This is a genomic window from Sulfurisphaera ohwakuensis, from assembly GCF_009729055.1.
In the GTDB taxonomy this organism is placed as follows: Archaea; Thermoproteota; Thermoprotei_A; order Sulfolobales; family Sulfolobaceae; genus Sulfurisphaera; species Sulfurisphaera ohwakuensis.
In genome coordinates this window covers 2138556-2157786 of record NZ_CP045484.1, presented here as the reverse complement: position 1 = coordinate 2157786, position 19231 = coordinate 2138556, and the positions used below count along the sequence as shown (strand labels likewise).

The following is a 19231-nucleotide window of genomic DNA, read 5'->3' as shown; positions in this document are numbered from 1 at the left end:
GTTAATTCCATTATCTACTTAGCTTTCAATATCTTAAGCTAAATAATTCATTTTACTCCTTTGTATATTATGAAAAAGACTATATAACTCATTAATTTTATACATTAACATGAATTTAGGAATAATTTATGATAATTTGCTTTCTCCTACCTTTGCAGGCGGAGGTGCTGTTCACTCTTTTGAGGTAATAACTAGGTTAAAGAAGTATTACAAAATCATATATTACCCTTCAACATTAGTCTTCAGATGGAAAATCGAGGATATAGAAAGAAAAGCTAAGGAACTGGAAATTATGGGAATCAAGATTGCTGATGAATTTTATACTTTTCTTGAAAATAGAAGAAAGCCTAAGGAGCTGCTACGTTACTACGACGTAAATAACATAGATTTGCTTTATGAGCCAGACCACAGATCTCCAGAAATTTTCTACCTAGGTAAAAGAACAAAAAAATTTGGGCTAACACTTCATGAACCGTTATTTTATGATGACTCGTTAACATATCTTAAAAGATTGATAAAGTTCTACGGAATAAACCCGTATACTGGAAAAGGTTTTCATACGAGGTTTTTGTATAATGAGTTGTATGCAAAACCATTATATAAGAGACTAATAAAGAAGACAAACCCCACTTTTATCGCAGCTGTGAGTGAGGGGACTTTAGAGATATCTGGCTTAAAGGGTGAGGTAATAAAACCTGGAAATGCATTTGATAAAGAACTTTTGGATCATAGAAATAAAGGAAAAGAGGATTACATAGTATTTTGGAGCAGATTGAATCAAGATAAAGGAATAGCAGAACTATTAGACGTAGTCCACATGATAAATAAGATGTCTGGAAAAAACTTCAAATTAGTTGTTATGGGGAAGTTTTTTGATAAATTTAACGAGAGAAGATTCTGGAGAAAAGTGAAAAAATACAGTTTAAACGTTGATTATTTAGGCTTTGTTGAGAGGAGAAAACTCTATGAGATTGTTTCTAGAGCTAAATTGTTTATATATCCTTCTCATGTTGACGGATTTTCCTTGGTAGTTCTCGAGTCTTTAGCTTTAGGTACACCAGTAGTGGCTTATGATATTCCAGCAATAAGAACAGTATATAAAGGGTTAAATGCAGTAAGAATAGTAAGGGAGTTTGATAAAGAAAGCATGGCAAAAGAATCTCTATCAATACTTTCTATGAGCGAAGGAGAAATAGAAGGTATTATGAATGAGGAGAATCTTTTAAACTTTCTCAATCTTCACTCCAGCTGGGATAATGTAGCTGAGTCTGTAAGGAGGATCATAGATAAGTATACTAAAGAGTAGAATGGGTAGAGCAAGATTTAAACAGATTTAGTTAAAGTAAACACTCTTCAGCTCATTAGCCAGGTGTGCTAACATTTAGTTTCTACTATTAAAGATACCTTTAAATTCTTTATTTTAATCTAAAGAGATCATTATTACTTCAACTTCTTTAGTTTTTTCTATATCTTCATCTGTAGTAATAATTTTACCTCCAATTTCTTTCACTGTAGCTATAAGAAATACATCAGCTAAAGAAAGATAATGATATTTGCTCTTTAATATTGCTGTACTTTGGGTTATATTTTCATTTGGAGCTAAGATCTTAATTGGAGAATTTCTAAAAATATATCTATGTCTAGCAATTGCGATTTCCTTTCCCATTTTTAGAATATATAGGTAGAGAAATTCAGCTAAATTTACTTCACTCATATAAATTTCTATTCTTCCACTATACATTTTTTTCAAAATATTGCTTGATTTCTTTATTTCCAGCGAATAATAAAGATAGAGGCCCTGTATCAAGAACGTATTTCTCTTTCAACTTCTTACCTCCTTTCCTTAATAACCTCTTTAGCAACTTCTACAGCTACTTTTCCGTCAACCCCAAAGAGATCTAAGAGTGTCATGGGTTTCCCTATATCTATCTTATTTCCGTTGACTTTTAACTCTAATATATCTCCTTCCTTTATTCCTATTTTTTCCCTTATTTCTTTTGGGATGACTATTATCCCTTTTTATAAACCTTTACCCTATACTTTTCCATATTATTACTTATAAAATTCTACTAATATAAATGTTTAACTCTACGTAAGTTAATAGTTTAACCACTTAAACTTGATAGACTAGAAGAAAGTCACTATTATGCACTAACCTAACTCCTTAAGGTTAGCAAGAAGATTAAGAATGAGGGAAAGAGATTATTTCCTTTGTCTTACGGTTACAAGGTCAGCTAGTGATATAGAAGTAGTGCCTCTTAACCGCAGTTTTGTGGCATAAATGAAGTTTTATCAATACTAAGAGTGGACCGGCCGGGATTTGAACCCGGGACCTCTCGGTTGCGAGCCTCGAAAGAGGGGAAACCCCTCTTTCAAACTCCCCTTATGATCACGGATATTGCCCCTTCCTACGCTGAGGTGTGGAATGGCAAATGCTTAGAAATTACTCCACTGCTAATAGAATTATTCAAAATAGACCTTTCGAAAGAGGGCGTGAAGGATAGTACGTTAAAAGGGTGGCTTTACTATCTTCATAAAGCAGTAGGTAAGAAGTTATGCACTGCTGAAGACGTTAGAAGGCTTTGGGCTAACGGCTCACAGAGAATGTGGAAGGAATCATTATCACGGTTCTTCTCGTGGTATGCTAAGAAGTATGAGGCTGAGGAGTTGATCACAAAGCTTAGGAAAGGCTTACCAGAGAAAGTGAAAAGGGGCGTGGATACTTATGTACCCACAGACGCTGAGGTTATGAAGTTACGCGATTCGTTACCTTCACAATATACAGATGTCTATAACGTCTTAGTCTGCACGGGCTTACGAATGACTGAGGTACTCTATTTACTAAATAATAAAGATAAATTAAGAGTAGTAGACTTAGGCGAATTCGTTAGGATTCACCTGGACTTAATGAGAAAGTCCAAAAACGCCCTGGTCTGTTATTTGCCGAAAGAGGTCTTCCAGAGCCTTAAGCCTTTGCACGTGCATGAGGACACAGTGCAGAAGGTATTTTGTGATTCGGGGCTTTGTGAGAAGTACTTACGGAAGTGGTTTAATCAGAAGGTAAGGCAAACGGTGAAAGATAGGGATTTGGCTGAGTTTTTGGAAGGGCGTATATCCGGGTTGTCAGTGGGTGCCGTGCATTATACCGATTTAATTGCTTTGGCTGACAAAGAGTACCCACGCGTGTTTGAGCAAATTAAGCAGTTTCTGAAATGAATATACATTAAGAGGTTAATTCTTATTAAATCACGTTCATATCCCCATATGACAAAGCTTAAATACTTAGAAATCACATGTTCATATGGGGATATGAATGGTTTGTGAATTCTTGCCTCAACAGTATAAGAAACGTTTATTGGAAATCGCAAATATTGAGGACTTAGAAAGAGTAGGCTATACAAGGCGTGCTGCATATAACGCAAAAAGGTTACGAGTTATTAGTGATGATAGGTGTGAGAAACTCGTTCAAACCCTGGGCGAAAAAGCATGGCCCATTATTGAAGAGGCTCTACGTGAATTCGAGAGAGAGGTTAAGGAATTAAAGCGTTCACATGGGGATATGAATGAGTAAAAAAGAGAAGTTAGTTAAAACCCTGGAAAAGAGGCGTATAATCAGTTATGAAGAGATTGTTAATACCCTGGGCTCAATAAACACGGCTAAGCATTACATTATGGAATTGAAGAAATTCGGCGTGCTAAAGTACCGTGACTCCATTAAAGCCCAGGGTAAAAGAATAGTAGTATATTTTGTTTCGAAAAAGGGTTTAGAGGAGTATAAGAGAGAGTTACAGAGAAGAAAGGAGAAAAAAGCTGAAATTTTAAAGAAGATTAAGCGGTAACTGGGGAGTTTACTCGTTAGTGCAAATTTCAACATACGACTTCTTCATAAACCCCGTGCTTACCTCTTTAGTCGCTAGATGGAAACCGTAAGGCTTAAGCTTTTCACAATACTCGACCGGCACTTCAACACGCCCGTGAGTTAGTATATCCAATATTTCCTTCAGTTTCGTTAACTCCCCGGTTAACGCATTTAACGAGTTCTCCTTTTCCCTAAGCCTTTGCTTAGTCTCCTCAAGTTCATTCGAAACCCTGGACAGTTCACCCTTCAATTTATTATATTCATTTAGCAAATTCTCGTAATCACGCGTGGTATCCTCATACTCTCCCTTTAACTGCTTATACTTCTCAACTAATGTGTTATATTTCTCAACAAGAGAATTATACTTTGCAGTTAGGTCATTAATTTGCGAGTCCTTCTCTGCCATAGTCTTCTTCAACTCCTCATTCTCTTTCAAGAGCCGTGGTGCAATACTTACAAAGAATTCGCGGTAACTAATCCTATTCGAATCACAGAACTGCTTAATTATGTTATACTCTTCTTCACGCATTATAATCGACATTCGTTTCTTTCCCTTCAACCACCTATCTATATACCTCTCCTTCTTCTTACTCTTAGCCTTCTGCATATTACCATAATATTACCTTAATATTATTATAAATATTTACGGTAATATTACTGAAACGAATTAACAAAAAATTCGTACACCACGCCGTGGGTTCATTTATACATACAAATACACCCCAATTAAAGCCTAAAGGCTTATACATTTTAGCCCCCGCCCCCGCTTTGCACTACCGTGCAAATTATTCCCCTTAATTCCCTTCAAAACCAATATAACTGCTTAGACTCTATTCCGACACATTTTTTCTTAAAACCTCTGTACATAACTGCTTATACCATGGTTTGTTTTCTATCTTTAGTCTGTCCATATCCTTAACATAACTGCTTATACCCTGACTCTCTATCAACAGTCTATAAGGGCTACCGCCCTTAACCCCACCTAACCAAACTGTCTGTCCATCTGTTTTGTTTTTCGACCGATTCTGTGCCCCCCGCCCCCCCAAAGCCCGGTGAAGAGGAAAAAAGCGGGCGTGGTGATGGTGAAAGAGAAAAATCACGTGCTTTTCTTTACCCTCTTATAGCATAATATAATTTCGCCGTCTTTAGTTTCCACACTTAATATAAATTCATCACCTTTAGATAAGCCTAAGGACTTTACAATTTCACGTGGTACATTCAAATAATAAGTCTCTTCTCCACGACCGCCTTTTTTAGCAGATAGTTTTACCATAGCATTATTTCCGTTCACTCTTTATATAAACATTCCGTTCACCAGAAGATTTATATAGTACGGAAAGTATGTAAACTTAGTGAACGGAAAGTGAACGGAAAAATCCAATTCGGGGATAATTGGGTTAAGGTAAGGGAATCTGTTTTTTACTTAACTCCTTCAGCCTTAGCCGTGCTTAAGGAGTGGTATACCAAGTGTGTTGAGTTTTGGGGTAAGGATTTTGAGGAGTATTTGGTTAAAGACCTGGAATATTATGTTAAGGCTTTCGAAATGCTAAATCCTAAAGACAAAGATGAGGCTAAACATTTCTTCAAAATTTTAGAGGAAATAATGAGCCACGTGGACTATAAGGCTAAGGAAATCATAGATAGGATTTACGATAACTTTGTTTTTAAAAAATTTGAATAAACTCCCCAGTTTACTGCAAAAAATTCAAAAAGCACGTGTCGGGGTATTTAAAGATTTTCATGTATTTTAGTGGGTGAGTGAGTGAAGAAGGGGTTTAGTAAAAAATTCAGAATTTATGGCATAAATTCCTACAATATATTAAAACATAGAAAAAATAACAGATATAGTATAGAATATTCGGAAAGGGGGTTTTTAAAAAGCCCAATTATTGGGGTGGCTAAAAAGTGGGTGAGTTAAAGGTAAACGATCCGGATCTAGAAAAAGCAATTGAACTATTGAAACAAAAGGGAAAAGTCTCAAGAATAGATTTAGAAATGCAATATAATTGGTCGTGGTGGAGATCAAGAAGGGCTTACGAAAAGCTTAGGTGGTTATGCGAAACGGGAATGCTAGAATGTGAGGCACTGTTTGGCTATGTTGAAATGAAAAAATAAGGAAGAAGGGGGGCGTGGCAATGGCTAATAATATCTCTGATAATGAAATAAAAAAACCTAATTCCAGGGTAGAATGGGCAAAATGGCTCATTGATCACGGTATTTCAATATTCCCAATAGACCCGGAAACTAAGAAACCCGTGATTAAGGAATGGCAAAAGTATAGCACGACCCCGCTGACTGATGAAGAGAAGAAACAATACTTAGAAATGATCGAGAAAGGTTATAATTATGCAGTACCGGGCGGTCAGCGTGGTTTGGTAATCCTGGACTTTGAAGATAAGGAACTACTAAAGGCGTGGGTCGGTGAAGATGAGCTTAACAAACTATGTAAAAACACGCTCTGCGTTGATACTCCTCACGGGGGATTACACGTTTACTTGATCGCTGATGATATTCCAGAGCATAAGTTCAACCCCGTGTTTGTTAGAGAGGGTAAAGGTATTGCTGACCTACAGAGCTTTAACAGTTATGTTGTAGGCCCGGAATCGTGCATCAACCACAAACACTGCAATACTGACAAATGTCCATGGAGAGGACAAGACTACACCACGTGCTATATACCATTAAATAATAATGAAATATCCAGGGTTGACCTCAAAGGACTACTGAAGTTCTTAGCCGAGAAGGGTAAGAAGTTAGGGATTGAATTAAGCAGTTCAGCACGGGCGTGGATAGAGGGGGAGAAGGAAGAAGTTACGCATGAGTTAAAGGAGTTTGAAGAATTGAAGAAAGAGTTGATAAAGCACGATAACGGTAAAACTATTGAAAAAGTCAAAGAGGAGATTTGTAATAAGACCCCACCTGAGATGATAAAAGAGGTGATCTGTGAAGGCAAAAGTTACGCTGATATAGGCATTGATAGGAGTAGAGGGGATTGGCGTATAATCTTCTACCTACTAACTCACGGTGTGGCTGATCCAGATAAAATACTCCAATTATTACCATCAGATTCGAAAGCTAAAGAAAACGAAAAATGGAATGCGGAAAAATACTTTTATATCACATTAAAGAAAGCGTGGGAACGTGCAAAGGAGTACATACGACTTAAGAAGAATTTAGTTAGAGCAGAAAAGGTTTCAGAAATAAAGGCTGAAGTTCAAGAAACCGTATCTGAAATCATTCTAAAGAAATATAAGATAAAGACGTTCTACCAGATCAGTGGAGACAGTGATTCGATAATCGGGATATTCAAATGGAACAAAAAGCACGGGGTTTATGAGCCGTATGAAACCAGGTTGAGAAAGTTAGTAAGAAGAGAGATCGAATTATTGCAGTCAATGATAGTTTCCGATTCCGAAAAAGAGAAAAAGAAGGTAAAGATGGTTAAGGTACTTTCATCAGTTGTTGATTCAATAGTTGATGAAATTAGGGATATAACCCTCACGCTTTTGCCTAAAGCACCGCTGAGGATAGCGTTTCCTAATGTTACGTTAGAGTGGGTAGATAGCAAACCAAATCTAATATTTGACCGTGATGAGAGCAAATTTGCTTTTCATTACATACCCCACAAAATTAAGGTTGAGGAATTAATCAAGGCTAATGAAATTGCACGAGGGAAAGGAGAGATAAGCATAGAAGATATTGAGAATTTAGCACGTAATGTTTGTCCGAAAAGTTTAGAGGCCTTCAAGCAATGGGTAGGGGACAAATGGATAACATTATTCGAAATAATTGGTTATACATTATATCCAGATATCAAGTTTAAGAAAGCTTTTATGTTATTAGGAGACACAGACGCGGGAAAGACTACATTCATAAAACTCATGGAAGATATCTTAGGTGATGATAATAATTATTCTGCAGTACCAACACGAGAGCTGTTTGATCCGAACAACAGATTTTCAACATTTAATCTGTTTCGCAAGTTAGCTAATGTAACTAGTGAAACTAAAAAGTATAGTATTGATGATATTGATAGGTTTAAACGAATCACGGGTGGGGATCCGGTAACTGCTGATGTTAAGTTTAAAAAACCAGTCACTTTCACGCCGTATGCCAAACTAATCATTGCGTCAAATAAGTTACCGAGAGTTAGAGATACAAACGATAAGGCGTTTTGGAGAAGATGGCTGATAGTTGAATTCCCTAATAAATTTCCTAATGATGATGAGTGGTATAAGAAGACTTTTACAGAAGAGGAGTTAGAGGGGATCCTAACAGTATCAATAATGGCAATCACACGTGTGTTTATGCAAAAACATTTCGATTATGAGCAAACACCAGAACAGATAATGGGATTATGGTTAGCAAATATTGACACTGTGTATAAATTCATTAAAACCTATACTGAGAAAGGAATACTCACGGTTGACCCTAGAAACGGGGACTTATGGGTGAAGAGGACTGACTTATACAATTTATATAAGGAATTTTGCTTAGACCAGGGCTTTAGAGGAGTAGGAAAGAAATCGTTTGCACGAAGGCTTAGGGAATATTTTGGAATAACGACAGATAAGAAAAACATTGATGGACAAAGGGTTAGAGCATTTGTGGGGATTGCAATAGATGAGTTAGAAAAAGCACGTGCTGAACAGAAATATGAGAACTTACTTGATGAGTTCATCAATTATGTCAAAAACAATAACGGCGTAATTAAGGAGTTTTGGGAAATAGTTCAAGACTTTGGTGACCAGGGTAAAGCTAACCGTTTCGTTACCTGGTGCTTACAAAAGAACTTCTGTTCTCAGAGAGGGATTAACGCATACGAAATTCACGCGTGAACCGAAAGAAATTGAATTTTTTGAAATTCAATTTTTCAACCGTCATGTACAAATTAGGGAACATAATCCCAATTTTAAAGTATTTTTACCCCTATTAAAACACGGGTTTTTTATAGGTATAAAATATTTGAAATTGGGATTATGTTCCTTTATGACACCGAACCGTGATATTATTACTAAACTCTCGATAAAATTGAATGCAAAAAATTGAATTTGTCTCACGTCATTCTCTCCATCAGACCGTGCTTTTGAATTTTTCCCAGTAAACTGGGGAGTTTATCCAATTTTTTGCAAAGTAACGGATTCTTTGCCATCTTCTTTCAACTCCACGGCTGAATATGGCAATAGCCCCGTGCTTTAAAGCTTTTATTAGCAAAAAGGGGCATAGTTTAAATATGGGTTATAGGGTTTTCTCAGCCGGGCAATATAAGATTCGTCAAAGAGGTAAGAAGTATTATGTTTACAAGATAGAGAAGGACTCAAAGGGTAACGTGATTGAGCGTTACATTGGTCCCTTAGATAAGATCGTGGAGTTTTACCTTAGCATTGGGGGTGTGGGGGTATCCCCCACAGTGGACCGGCCGGGATTTGAACCCGGGACCTCTCGGTTGCGAGCCGAGCACTCTTCCAGGCTGAGCTACCGGCCCATGGGCCCGCCGGGATTTGAACCCGGGACCACAGCGGCCCGAGCGCTGCGTCCTAGTCCAGGCTAGACCACGGGCCCATAAATATTTTTGTTTTGTTTTTTATAGCTTTTTCTGTGGATTACTTAATTGAAACATTAGCTAAGAGAATTTTAGGAGATATTGGTTGGAGTTCTTCTCCTGGCTCAGTTATGAAGAAGTGGAGGGAAGCTTTTCAAATTAGTCAGGGTGAGTTAGCTAGGTATTTGGGAATTACTCAATCTGTTATTGCAGATTATGAAAGGGGGAGAAGAAATCCTGGTGTTGAGTTTTTACGTAAATATGTTAGAGCCCTTATTGAGATAGATGCTTCAAGGGGTTATAAAGTGATAAATGAGCTTTTAAAGGGATATACATTAATGTTACCATACATAGATGATCTAGGAGATTTTTCAGTTCCGGTAGGTGTTGATGAAATTGTTACTGCTGTTAATGGTTTTATACCTAACTCTTTCATTCCAGAAGTTAAAATTTACGGTTGGATGGTTACGGATAGTGTTAAGGCTATAACTAGTTTGAAGGGGATGGAGTTTTATCAATTACTTAATTTTATGATTGGAAGGGCTGTAGTTTTCACTAATGTCTCTTCCGGTAGGTCCCCAATGATTGCTTTAAAAATTGCCCCCATTAAGCCCCCATTAGTGGTTTTTCATAGACCGGTTAGGTTAGACCCTCTTGCCCTACTGTTAGCCGAAAAAGATAATATTGTGATAATAGTCTCAACTTTTACTAAAGCTGAGGATATAACAAAAAGGATTAGGTCTCTTGCCCAGTCAGTAAAAGTATAGCTTTAGCGATATCTCCATTAGCCTTTTGAAGTGCTTCTCTAACTTCTTGTTCCCCCTTACCTGTTTGTTCCATTACAAACTTTACATCCTCGTCCTTAATCTCAACTTTAGGCTCTTCTTTTTGCGCTTCTTTCGCTTCTCCCATGACTGAATAGATTTCTTGTCCTTGTGCTATCATTTTTATTACTGTGGGGTTTTCAATAATCAGAATTTTATCCTTTAGTTCTATAGTTACTTTAACAGCATCAAGCTGTTCTGTTTTTAACCCTAACATTCTTTCAAGATTTTTAAACTGACTAGGTTTCGGTTTCACAAGAATATATTATAAAACAAACTTAATAATTTGTTGTTTGATTTTTAAAGCATAATGGAATATTCTATTAAGATTTTAGGCGGAGGAAAAGAGGTAGGTAGGGCAGCTATTGAGGTTTCTACTTCATCAGAGAGCATTATCCTTGATTACGGGGTTAACTTTGATGCTAATGATAATCCTAATTTACCATTACAAGAAGTTCCAAGCAAGGTTAAAGGTTTTATAGTCTCACATTCCCATCTGGACCACGTTGGTGCTTTACCACTTTATCAGATTTCTGGCAATTTCCCTATATTTGGTACAAGGCTTACTAGATTAATTACCGAATTGATGTTGAAGGATTTTCTAAAACTTTCGGGGGCTAAAGTACCCTTTGAGTGGACTGAAGTTAGAAAAGTGATGGATAATTTTAGGTCTGTAAAATATCATGAAGAGTTTGAAGTTGGTACTTTTAAGACTGAGTTAGGTGATGCCGGTCATATCCCAGGTAGTTCTATGATAAAAATAAAGACTGAAAAAGGTAATATCGTCTATACGGGAGATACAAATGTAATTAATACTCATTTAGTAAAGCCTGCTGAACTCGAATTTTTGCGTGATGCAAATGTTCTAATTATAGAAAGTACTTATGGCAGATTTAATCATCCAGAGAGGAAAGTCGTTGAGGAGGAGTTCTTTGAAAGTGTTAAAGAGGTTGTTGAGGGAGGAGGAACCGTTTTAGTTCCAGCGTTTAGTTTGTCTAGGAGTCAAGAAATTCTCTCAGTTCTTTCAAGTAGGAATTTTGATTACCCAGTATATTATGACGGAATGGTTAAGGAGATTACTGAATTAATGATTCAAAATCCAGAGTTCATTAATGATTATGAATCCTTAAAGAAGGCTTACAACTATTTTAAGTACGTTAATGGGTGGAATGATAGAAATAAGGCTACTAGGAATGAAGGTGTTATTGTGAGTAGTGCTGGAATGCTAAAAGGAGGCCCAGCTGTTTACTATTTTAAGAAGATTGCTGATAATCCCAAGAACGCTGTGTTTCTAGTTAGTTATCAAGCCGAAAATACTCCAGGTAGGAGGCTTTTAGAAACGGGTAAGTTTGATGAGTATTCGCCTATGTTAAAGGCTAGGTTCCAAATTTTTGATTTCTCAAGTCATGCTGGTAAGAACCAGTTGAAAGATATGATTAAGTCTGCTAAGAATTTAGAAAAGGTAATACTCGTTCACGGTTCACCAGACAGTTCTTCTGTTCTTGCTGAAGAATTAAAGAGAGAACTAGGAGTTGAAGTTATAGTTGCCGAAAATGGACAAGAGATAAAGGTGTTCTGATTGATTTTGCTTTTTATCCATGCATCTGACTTTTCTTTCTCTATTAAAGAGAAAGCAATCAAAAATCCTGAAGAACCTAAATTACAGAGCTTAAAAAAGGAAAACGTGCTAGTAGTATTCACAACTGTAGAAAAGGGGGATGATGAAGAGATTGTAAAAAAAGCTGTTGACGAGATTTTAGAGGTATATAGTAAAGTTAAAGCTTCTTCAGTAGTTATATATCCTTATGCCCATCTTTCTGATAATCTTGAATCACCGTCAATAGCTATTCCTATTTTACAAAAGCTTGAAGAAGGTGTAAAAGAGAGAGACATAGAAGTATATAGAACTCCTTTCGGATGGTATAAGCAGTTTATGATAAACTGTTATGGTCATCCATTAAGTGAGTTAAGTAAAAGGATAAGACATGAGATTGAGTACGAAAAAAGTGATGAACTCTCTATTTGCGAAAAATTTGGCTTTCCAAATTCACCTTATGCATACTTTTTGCGTAATGCTGTAGTTGAGTATGTAAAGTGGTTAAGTAAGGCTACTTCTATAACTGAAGACGAAGATGTGGAAGAAGGAGAAATTACTATAAAATATTTGGAACCGCATGGCAGAAGATTGCCATGTATTAATGAGTCTCCTCACATAAAAGTTAAGGTAAAAGGTAAGATTGACATAGTTTCACAATTTTCGGATTCAAAAAACAGTTATAAGATAGTTGAAGAGAAAGAAGAATATAGTGAGGTAGATGTCAATTTATTAACTTATTATTACTTACTTTCCGCACAGAAGGAATCTCCTCCTACACTTCCTATTTGGTTATCTCCAATACAAGTTAGAATTTTACCAGTTAAGCAAGATTTTATAAAAAACGCAATTGAGATTGCAAGTAAAATTAATGGAAGAGTTGATGTAGACGATTTGCCAGATGGGTTAGGTGCTAAAATTGCCAGAGCTGGTAAAGATTGGATACCCTATGTGATAATTCTGGGTGAGAGAGAGATTAAGACTCTTTCTTTGACAGTAAAAATTAGGAAAAGGAATGAGCAAAGAAGTTATACTATTGAGGAACTTAATGAGGAACTTAATAGAGAAGACCCTTTAAAAATGAAGAGTAATTTTCCTTTACTCTTATCTCAAAGAAGTAAAAAGTATATTGTGAGCAAATAGCGAGATTTAAGTTAGTCATTCTACGGTAACTGTTTTAGCTAAGTTTCTTGGTTTATCTGGGTCATATCCTTTGGTTACTGCAGCATAATAGGCTATTAGTTGAATTACTGGAGCTATGGATAATGCCGGTATCTCGGATTGAAGTTCTATTTCGACATCTGCGTCCTTCATCTTTTTATTCACGCTTATAGCGTAAATCTTTGCTCCTCTAGCCTTCATTTCCATTAAATTATTTTGTAAGAGTTCTGTTAATTCACCATCATTTATTATAACTACTGGGAATCCTTTTTCTACTAGAGATATTGGCCCATGCTTACTTTCACCAGCAGGATATGCTTCGGCATGCACATAAGCTATTTCTTTTATTTTTAATGCACCTTCCATTGCTAATGGTAATGATAGTCCCCTACCCAGGTAGTATATATTACTTTTTTTAGCTAATTCTTCTCCAATTTTCTTTGTTAATCCCTCTACTTGTGATATTGTATCTCTCACTATATCTGGAGCTTTTTCCATTTTCTTTAGATTCTCCTTCTTTAAAACGGATAGGATAAAGAGAATTGAAGCTAATTGTGTTGTAAAAGTTTTTGTTGCGGCTACACCAATTTCTGGTCCAGCCCTCATGTAAATTTTATAATCACTTTCTCTAGCTATAGCACTTTCTATAACGTTAGTTAAAGAGATAATTTTCGCACCACTATTTCGCATCATTCTTATCCCTTGAAGTACATCTATTGTTTCACCGCTTTGACTTATTGCAAAAACTAAGTCCCCTTTTTTACTTCTCACATTATAGTACTCAGAAGCTATTATGGGTAGAGAGTTTATACCAAGCCTATTAAGTTCTATTGAAAAATATAGACCCGCATGATAACTTGTTCCAGCCCCTATAACTATAACTCTCTCAGCATTTTTTATTTCTTCTATGACTTTCTCTACTAAGTCTATGTCACTCATTAGGCTGTCTATTGTATCTTTTACTGCCCTTGGTGATTCATGAATTTCCTTAATCATAAAATGAGGGTATCCTTCTTTACTAGCAGTTTCTATATCCCAATCTACAATTCTTATCCTTTCTTTTATATTGACGACATTACCGTCTTTATCTTCTAAATAAACAGTTTCTGGTGTTACAAAACCTAACTCGTCATCTCTGATAACTAGTATTCTTTTAGTATAAGGTAAGAAAGCTGGAATATCGCTTGCAATAAAGTTTTGCCCTTCACCTAATCCTATTATTAAGGGATTATCTTTTTTAGCAAAGAATATTCTTCTTTCACCGTTTATAACAGCCAAGACGGCATAGCTACCTTCAAGGCTTTTTATCGCTGACTTAAAAGCTTGAAAAGGATCCATTCCTCGTTTCATAAATTCCTCAATTAAATGGGGGATGACTTCAGTATCAGTTTCACTCTTGAATTTATGACCTAAACTCTCAAGTTCCTCTCTTAATTCTTTATAATTCTTTATAGTCCCATTATGTACTATAGCTATATTACCATTACAGTCAGTGTGAGGATGAGCGTTATAATCAGTAGGAGGACCATGAGTAGCCCATCTAGTATGGCCTAAGAAAACATATCCTTCCATCTCCTCAATCTTCTTCTGAAGAACAACCTCTTCTACTTTTCCTTTTGCCTTTCTAATTTCTAAACCATTAGAGCTTATTGAGGCAACACCAACACTATCATAACCTCTATATTCAAGTCTTTTCAAAGCTGAAACTGTCATTTCAGCAAGTTTTTTACTTTCCCTTAATGATACTATACCAATTATTCCGCACACAAAAGACATATTATATTTGCATAAAAATTAATTTTTTCCTAAGTATTTCTTTGACCATAAACTCCTTAGAAGCTTATCACGTCCTCCTTATTACCTGAACACCTAAAAAAGATGGTGTGGCATTAATTACTTTTCCTCCCATAGCAGTTAATAATAGCTCAGCTCTTTCATCTTTCGTACATACTACAGCACCACCAGCTCCTCCACCACTGATTTTACAGCCTTTTACATTAGCCATTCTTGATGTAGATATAAACTCATCTATTTGCGGTACTGTTATCCCAAGGGAAAAGAGTAAGCCATGATTAATATACATTAATTCTCCTATACTGTCTTCATCGTTATCTTGTAATGCTTTTTTAGCTTCTATGGTAATCTTGGCTATTGTATCTAGAATTGAATCAAATAGTTCTCTTTTCTTTTCTTTTATCTGCTTTACTCTCTTAAGCATCTCAGCTGTTGTCGTCACTCTCCTAAAGTAACCCGCAGAAAATGTTAAGTTACTTGAGAGTTTTTCAAACTTGTCTTTCTCTATATATACAAATCCACCAAAAGTTTCTGTGTATGTATCCATTCTACTACCTAATCCTTGGACTTTTAACTCAATCGAGTGAGAGATTTTGGCAATTTCTTCTTTGCTAAGTTCTATTCCTAGATATGATGAATAACCGGCAACTGTTCCTACTACTACACCTGCACTTGTACCTAAGCCTACTGATGGTTCTACTGGTGATTCAATTTCAATTTCCACTGGTTTTTTTGCTTCGAAATAGTTTATTCCCTCTATTATGTACGATAATACTCTTTTTATATTCTCGTTTTCAATTTTAAATTCATCTATATTAACTCTTACTCCCTTTATCTGCAAATTATCGGATTTAATATAAAATTTATCACTTTCTTTAAAACGTAACATAAGAAATTCTGAAATTGTGTATGCTATAGCTGGTCTTTCATAAACTACTGCATGTTCTCCAAAAAGAGTTAGCTTTAACGGAACTTTTACCTCTATCACATTAATAGGAGTAAAGTTGCAAATTATATGTGCAAGCTATCATTTTAGCGGGAGGAAAAGGAGAAGGTTTACTTCCTTACACTGAAAAGTATCAAAAGGAGACGATAAGTATTCTGGGTAATTTAATAATTTCTTACAGTATTAAGGGCTTAAAGAGGGCCGGAATTAATGATTTTATTATTGTTACATCTGAGAAAGGGAAAAGTAAAATAGAGGAAGAAATAGAGAAGTTGAACGTATCTTTTGAAATTATAATACAGAAAAGAGAGGGGATTAATGGTGCTATTAAAGATGGTCTTGAAAAGGCTTCAGGAAATAACGTAGTTTTAGCTTTTGGCGATATAATAGCCCCAGAAGATTTTTACGTTAGTCTGGTAAATACTCATTTAACTACTGGAGCTGATTATGTAATTCCTTTAGTTCCAGTAAGTGAAGGGGTAAACACTTACGGATTAGCAAAAATTGAGAAAGATAAGATAGAGATTGTAAAAACTGGCTCTACTTTAGCCTTAGCTGGAGCTTATATTATCAGAAATGAAATGTTTGATGATTTTCTTGAATACTTAAATACTAGAAAGGAAATGCTGAAATACTTCGTTTGGAGTGAAAAGTGGATTGATATTGGTTATCCTGAGGATTTAATAAATGCTATTGAAATGTTACTAGATGAAAAGAAGAGCATAATCTCTGAGAAGGCTGAAATCTCTAAAACAGCCATAATTGGTAAAGGAGTTATAATTGATGATTACGCTGTAATCGATGATTACGCTGTAATTAAAGGTCCAGCTTATATAGGGAAAGAAGTATTTGTGGGGAATTTTTCCTTGATAAGAGATGCTACTTCTATAGAAAGAGGTGCTAAAATAGGCGCTTATTGTGAATTAACGCACACATTAGTTGAACCAGAAGCTGAAATAGGTTCAAAGTCATACTTAAGTTATACTGTTGTAGGAGAAAAAGCAAAAATAGGGGCAAGCGTTATTTCCTCGAGTTTCCCAGCAAGAGTAGTTAGGGGCAAGGTAAATAAGTTAGGAGCACTTATTTCTCCAGAAGCTGAGATAAGGCACGGAGAAATTTTAAAACCTGGAACTAAAATTTGATATCTTTAGATTGGTAAGCAAAACACCGAAAAGTACTAGAAATGATCCTATCATTTCTATTAATGTAGGCATATCACCTAAGATTATATAAGAGAAAAAGTAAGAAAGTGCTGGGACCAATAACGATATGCTACTTGCTTTAAAAGCACCAAGACTTTTCACTGACGAAAACCAGAATATGAAACCTAAGGCTTGTGCTGTTATACCTATAATTATAGCTACTACTATTCCTTCTAAAGATACTTTAAAATAGAACTGAAATGGAATGAGTGGTACTAGTACGGGAACTGATGAGAGAGCAAAAAATGAGTTAAGTCTTATTACATCTTCGTTAATTAGATATTTTCTGTAATAAATAGTTCCTACTGCCCATGTTATACCTCCTAATAAGGAAATTAAAGCACCAATATTTACTTCTAAATTACCGGAAGCTATAATCGCCCCAGAAATTGCTATAATAATACCAAATATCTTCAAAATCCCTATTTTTTCTTTGAAAATAAAATAACTAAATATCGCAACGAAAACTGGTTGAGTATAAATTAATGTTGCAGATAATGCTGGATTAGGCGAGAGAAGAACACCTAAATTAAGCAATATCATAAATATTGCAACGTTTAATAGGCTACCAATAAATTCCTTTAAACCATATATTATACCTTTCCCATAAATTAACAGAATGAGCCCTCCAACTAAAAGCCTAATTATTGCTAAAATTATTGGCGACATATATTGAAGAGCAATTTTAATTAGAGGATAAGCTGAACTCCAGACTAGCACTACACCAAGTATTGGTAAATATTGTCTCATTGCGAAACCTATATTACTTGCATATTATTTAAAAACTACTAATGTGGTATACTGGAACTGGAGATAAGGGAAAGACTAAGGTACCTTCAGTTGGTGAGGTTTGGAAGGATAGTGAAATTGTTAAAGCTTTAGGAGATTTAGATGAGTTGAATTCAGTTTTGGGAGTCGTATCGTCTCTTTATCCAGAACTTTCAGAAGTTATTCAAAAACTTCAGAATGATATTTTTTCTATCTCATCAGAAATTGCTGGATTTGAAATGAATTTTTCTGATGAAAAAGTTAAGGGAATCGAAGAATTCATTACAAATTATAGTAAAGAATTGGAACCACTAAGAAACTTTGTTCTACCAGGTGGGCATATTGCCTCATCCTTTCTTCATTTAGCTAGAGCAGTGTGCAGAAGAGCTGAAAGAAGTGTTGTGACTTTACTAAAGGAAAGTAAGGCAAAAGAAGTTCATGCAAAATACTTAAATAGGTTATCGTCTTTACTTTTTGTCTTAGCTTTAGTTGTAAATAAAAGAACGAATAATCCTAACGTTATCTGGAGGGGAAAGGATTAGATTTTTATTCCTATACCTCTCTTTAATGCTTCCTCATATGCTATATATGCAGTTATATTATCTTGAGCTGCAATACCTACGGTCTTAAAGATTGAGGGCCTTTGAATTTTTATATTTTTGTTTATAATTTCTCCTATTTCATAAACTTGAGGCATTATTCCTTTTCTTTTAGGCTCAATGAAATCTCCAGTTTCATTGGATACAGCTTCTAACGAATCTACAAAATACGTTTTTGATTTCATTATGGTATCATCATCAATTTCTCTAGCAGTTGGAGTATGAGCACCTATACTAGAAACATGAAAATCGTTAGACAAGAGTTTACCTAAAACTACCGGCTTGTCTGAAGAAGTTGTGGCATAAATTACTTGTGATTCCTTTAAAAGCCTCTCTAACTCTACAGCTTCTCCACCGTATTCTTTTGCTAACTCATAATGGCTTTTTCTTGCAGAGACTAAAACCCTAGAAACTGAAAAGAATTTGAGAGCAATTTTTAAATGATATTTAGCTTCCATTCCAGCTCCAATAATTCCAAGAGTATCTATATGTCTTGACCTTAACGCTAATTCTGTTGATAAAACACTTGCAGAAGCAGTTCTTATTGCTGTTAAAATTGATCCTTCTAAAATAGCCAATGTTTCTCCAGTATCTGGAGACATTAGTATAACAACTCCTTGTACTGAGGGTAAACCCTTTTCCTTGTTTTTAGGTATAACATTCACGATCTTTGTAGAGAATGAAAAATCTGTAAAAGAAGGCATTATTCCCCACCAATTACCTTTTATTGTTATCACTTGTCTTTGAGGCTGAATAACTTTTCCAGAGGAGAAAAGGGAAAAAGCTTCTCTTACAGCATTTACAGCTATCTCTGGCTTTAATACCTCTTCTAGATCCTTCCCTGTTAAAATAATCATTGTATTAAAATATGAATTAACTCTGTTAAAGATTTTGCCATTACTTTTTTGTAAAATAAAATAATATAGGAGTTGAAAGAACAAT

Annotated in this window: 23 protein-coding genes, 2 tRNA genes and 1 pseudogene; 13 read left to right on the top strand and 13 right to left on the bottom strand. The window is 35.5% G+C overall.

Features of this window, described 5'->3' with window-relative positions:
• Positions 1-109 precede the first annotated feature (109 nt).
• Complete coding sequence (locus D1869_RS11995) at positions 110-1306, top strand: glycosyltransferase family 4 protein (protein WP_156015292.1); 1197 nt, start codon at positions 110-112, stop codon at positions 1304-1306.
• A 114-nt stretch (positions 1307-1420) separates the two neighbouring features.
• Here D1869_RS11995 and D1869_RS11990 read toward each other — a convergent pair whose 3' ends face one another.
• Genes D1869_RS11990 through D1869_RS11985 form a run of 3 tightly spaced genes read right to left on the bottom strand, consistent with a single transcriptional unit; the run spans position 1421 to position 1974 of the window.
• Entirely contained in the window at positions 1421-1714 is a 294-nt protein-coding gene (locus D1869_RS11990) for a PIN domain-containing protein (protein WP_231113623.1), read from the bottom strand.
• Positions 1715-1733: 19 nt separating this feature from the next.
• Positions 1734-1862 carry a hypothetical protein gene (locus D1869_RS15720; protein ID WP_260311110.1) on the bottom strand — a complete coding sequence of 43 codons (129 nt, stop codon included), beginning with the start codon at positions 1860-1862 and terminating at the stop codon, positions 1734-1736.
• On the bottom strand, positions 1831-1974 hold the full coding sequence (locus D1869_RS11985) for a hypothetical protein (protein ID WP_231113815.1): 144 nt from the start codon (positions 1972-1974) through the stop codon (positions 1831-1833). The genes D1869_RS15720 and D1869_RS11985 overlap by 32 nt, the downstream gene beginning before the upstream one ends.
• A gap of 366 nt (positions 1975-2340) precedes the next feature.
• Here D1869_RS11985 and D1869_RS11980 point away from each other — a divergent pair, with 366 nt between their 5' ends.
• The 3 genes from D1869_RS11980 (at position 2341) to D1869_RS11970 (ending at position 3839) form a co-directional block, all read left to right on the top strand.
• Positions 2341-3216, top strand: a complete 876-nt coding sequence (locus D1869_RS11980) for an integrase (protein WP_231113622.1) — start codon at positions 2341-2343, stop codon at positions 3214-3216.
• Positions 3217-3313: 97 nt separating this feature from the next.
• On the top strand, positions 3314-3571 hold the full coding sequence (locus tag D1869_RS11975) for a sugar phosphate isomerase family (protein WP_156015290.1): 258 nt from the start codon (positions 3314-3316) through the stop codon (positions 3569-3571).
• On the top strand, positions 3564-3839 hold the full coding sequence (locus D1869_RS11970) for a hypothetical protein (protein ID WP_156015288.1): 276 nt from the start codon (positions 3564-3566) through the stop codon (positions 3837-3839). Before D1869_RS11975 ends, D1869_RS11970 begins: the two co-directional genes overlap by 8 nt.
• A 9-nt stretch (positions 3840-3848) precedes the next feature.
• On the opposite strand, the gene D1869_RS11965 is transcribed toward D1869_RS11970, so the two are convergent.
• The 3 genes from D1869_RS11965 to D1869_RS11955 all read right to left on the bottom strand — a co-directional run bounded on the left by D1869_RS11965 (position 3849) and on the right by D1869_RS11955 (position 5132).
• The gene (locus tag D1869_RS11965) at positions 3849-4466 is read right to left on the bottom strand and encodes a hypothetical protein (RefSeq protein WP_156015287.1); all 618 of its coding nucleotides are present in this window, start codon (positions 4464-4466) and stop codon (positions 3849-3851) included.
• Between the two features lie 223 nt (positions 4467-4689).
• Positions 4690-4905, bottom strand: coding sequence for a hypothetical protein (locus D1869_RS11960; protein ID WP_156015285.1), 216 nt, complete (start codon positions 4903-4905; stop codon positions 4690-4692).
• Positions 4906-4955: 50 nt separating this feature from the next.
• The gene (locus D1869_RS11955; protein ID WP_156015283.1) at positions 4956-5132 is read right to left on the bottom strand and encodes an AbrB/MazE/SpoVT family DNA-binding domain-containing protein; all 177 of its coding nucleotides are present in this window, start codon (positions 5130-5132) and stop codon (positions 4956-4958) included.
• 90 nt (positions 5133-5222) lie between these two features.
• Between D1869_RS11955 and D1869_RS11950 the strand changes: the two genes are divergently transcribed.
• The 4 genes and pseudogenes from D1869_RS11950 to D1869_RS11935 form a co-directional block, all read left to right on the top strand.
• The gene (locus tag D1869_RS11950) at positions 5223-5540 is read left to right on the top strand and encodes a hypothetical protein (RefSeq protein WP_156015281.1); all 318 of its coding nucleotides are present in this window, start codon (positions 5223-5225) and stop codon (positions 5538-5540) included.
• Between the two features lie 224 nt (positions 5541-5764).
• Complete coding sequence (locus tag D1869_RS11945) at positions 5765-5974, top strand: hypothetical protein (RefSeq protein ID WP_156015279.1); 210 nt, start codon at positions 5765-5767, stop codon at positions 5972-5974.
• Between the two features lie 20 nt (positions 5975-5994).
• The gene (locus D1869_RS11940) at positions 5995-8697 is read left to right on the top strand and encodes a phage/plasmid primase, P4 family (RefSeq protein ID WP_156015278.1); all 2703 of its coding nucleotides are present in this window, start codon (positions 5995-5997) and stop codon (positions 8695-8697) included.
• A gap of 338 nt (positions 8698-9035) precedes the next feature.
• A pseudogene (locus D1869_RS11935) lies at positions 9036-9242 on the top strand (putative integrase); the annotation flags it as partial.
• Between the two features lie 28 nt (positions 9243-9270).
• On the opposite strand, the gene D1869_RS11930 reads toward D1869_RS11935, so the two are convergent.
• A tRNA-Ala gene (locus D1869_RS11930) sits at positions 9271-9344 on the bottom strand.
• Between the two features lies 1 nt (position 9345).
• Positions 9346-9421: transfer RNA gene (locus D1869_RS11925), tRNA-Pro, on the bottom strand.
• A 36-nt stretch (positions 9422-9457) separates the two neighbouring features.
• On the opposite strand from D1869_RS11925, the gene D1869_RS11920 reads away from it, so the two are divergent.
• Positions 9458-10168: a helix-turn-helix domain-containing protein gene (locus D1869_RS11920; RefSeq protein ID WP_156015276.1), complete on the top strand. Its 711-nt coding sequence runs from the start codon at positions 9458-9460 to the stop codon at positions 10166-10168.
• Here the strand turns inward: D1869_RS11920 and D1869_RS11915 are convergent.
• Entirely contained in the window at positions 10137-10442 is a 306-nt protein-coding gene (locus D1869_RS11915) for a nascent polypeptide-associated complex protein (RefSeq protein ID WP_221267078.1), read from the bottom strand. The two genes, D1869_RS11920 and D1869_RS11915, sit on opposite strands and share 32 nt — an antisense overlap.
• 93 nt (positions 10443-10535) lie before the next feature.
• Here D1869_RS11915 and D1869_RS11910 point away from each other — a divergent pair, with 93 nt between their 5' ends.
• On the top strand, positions 10536-11804 hold the full coding sequence (locus D1869_RS11910; RefSeq protein WP_184650987.1) for an MBL fold metallo-hydrolase: 1269 nt from the start codon (positions 10536-10538) through the stop codon (positions 11802-11804).
• On the top strand, positions 11805-12962 hold the full coding sequence (locus tag D1869_RS11905) for a threonyl-tRNA synthetase editing domain-containing protein (RefSeq protein WP_156015270.1): 1158 nt from the start codon (positions 11805-11807) through the stop codon (positions 12960-12962).
• Positions 12963-12977: 15 nt separating this feature from the next.
• Here D1869_RS11905 and glmS read toward each other — a convergent pair whose 3' ends face one another.
• Positions 12978-14747 carry a glutamine--fructose-6-phosphate transaminase (isomerizing) gene (glmS, locus tag D1869_RS11900; protein ID WP_156015269.1) on the bottom strand — a complete coding sequence of 590 codons (1770 nt, stop codon included), beginning with the start codon at positions 14745-14747 and terminating at the stop codon, positions 12978-12980.
• A gap of 76 nt (positions 14748-14823) precedes the next feature.
• A complete protein-coding gene (gene mvk, locus D1869_RS11895; protein WP_156015268.1) occupies positions 14824-15762 on the bottom strand; it encodes a mevalonate kinase in 939 nt (312 codons plus the stop codon).
• A gap of 29 nt (positions 15763-15791) precedes the next feature.
• On the opposite strand from mvk, the gene D1869_RS11890 reads away from it, so the two are divergent.
• Positions 15792-16862 (top strand): nucleotidyltransferase family protein, encoded by a 1071-nt coding sequence (locus D1869_RS11890; protein WP_156015267.1) that lies wholly within the window; start codon positions 15792-15794, stop codon positions 16860-16862.
• Here D1869_RS11890 and D1869_RS11885 read toward each other — a convergent pair.
• Positions 16839-17672, bottom strand: coding sequence for a DMT family transporter (locus D1869_RS11885; RefSeq protein WP_156015265.1), 834 nt, complete (start codon positions 17670-17672; stop codon positions 16839-16841). The genes D1869_RS11890 and D1869_RS11885 overlap by 24 nt on opposite strands.
• Before the next feature lie 41 nt (positions 17673-17713).
• Here D1869_RS11885 and D1869_RS11880 point away from each other — a divergent pair, with 41 nt between their 5' ends.
• Positions 17714-18232 (top strand): cob(I)yrinic acid a,c-diamide adenosyltransferase, encoded by a 519-nt coding sequence (locus D1869_RS11880; RefSeq protein ID WP_156015263.1) that lies wholly within the window; start codon positions 17714-17716, stop codon positions 18230-18232.
• Here D1869_RS11880 and D1869_RS11875 read toward each other — a convergent pair.
• Entirely contained in the window at positions 18229-19146 is a 918-nt protein-coding gene (locus D1869_RS11875) for an ornithine cyclodeaminase family protein (RefSeq protein WP_156015261.1), read from the bottom strand. The genes D1869_RS11880 and D1869_RS11875 overlap by 4 nt on opposite strands.
• Positions 19147-19231 lie beyond the last annotated feature (85 nt).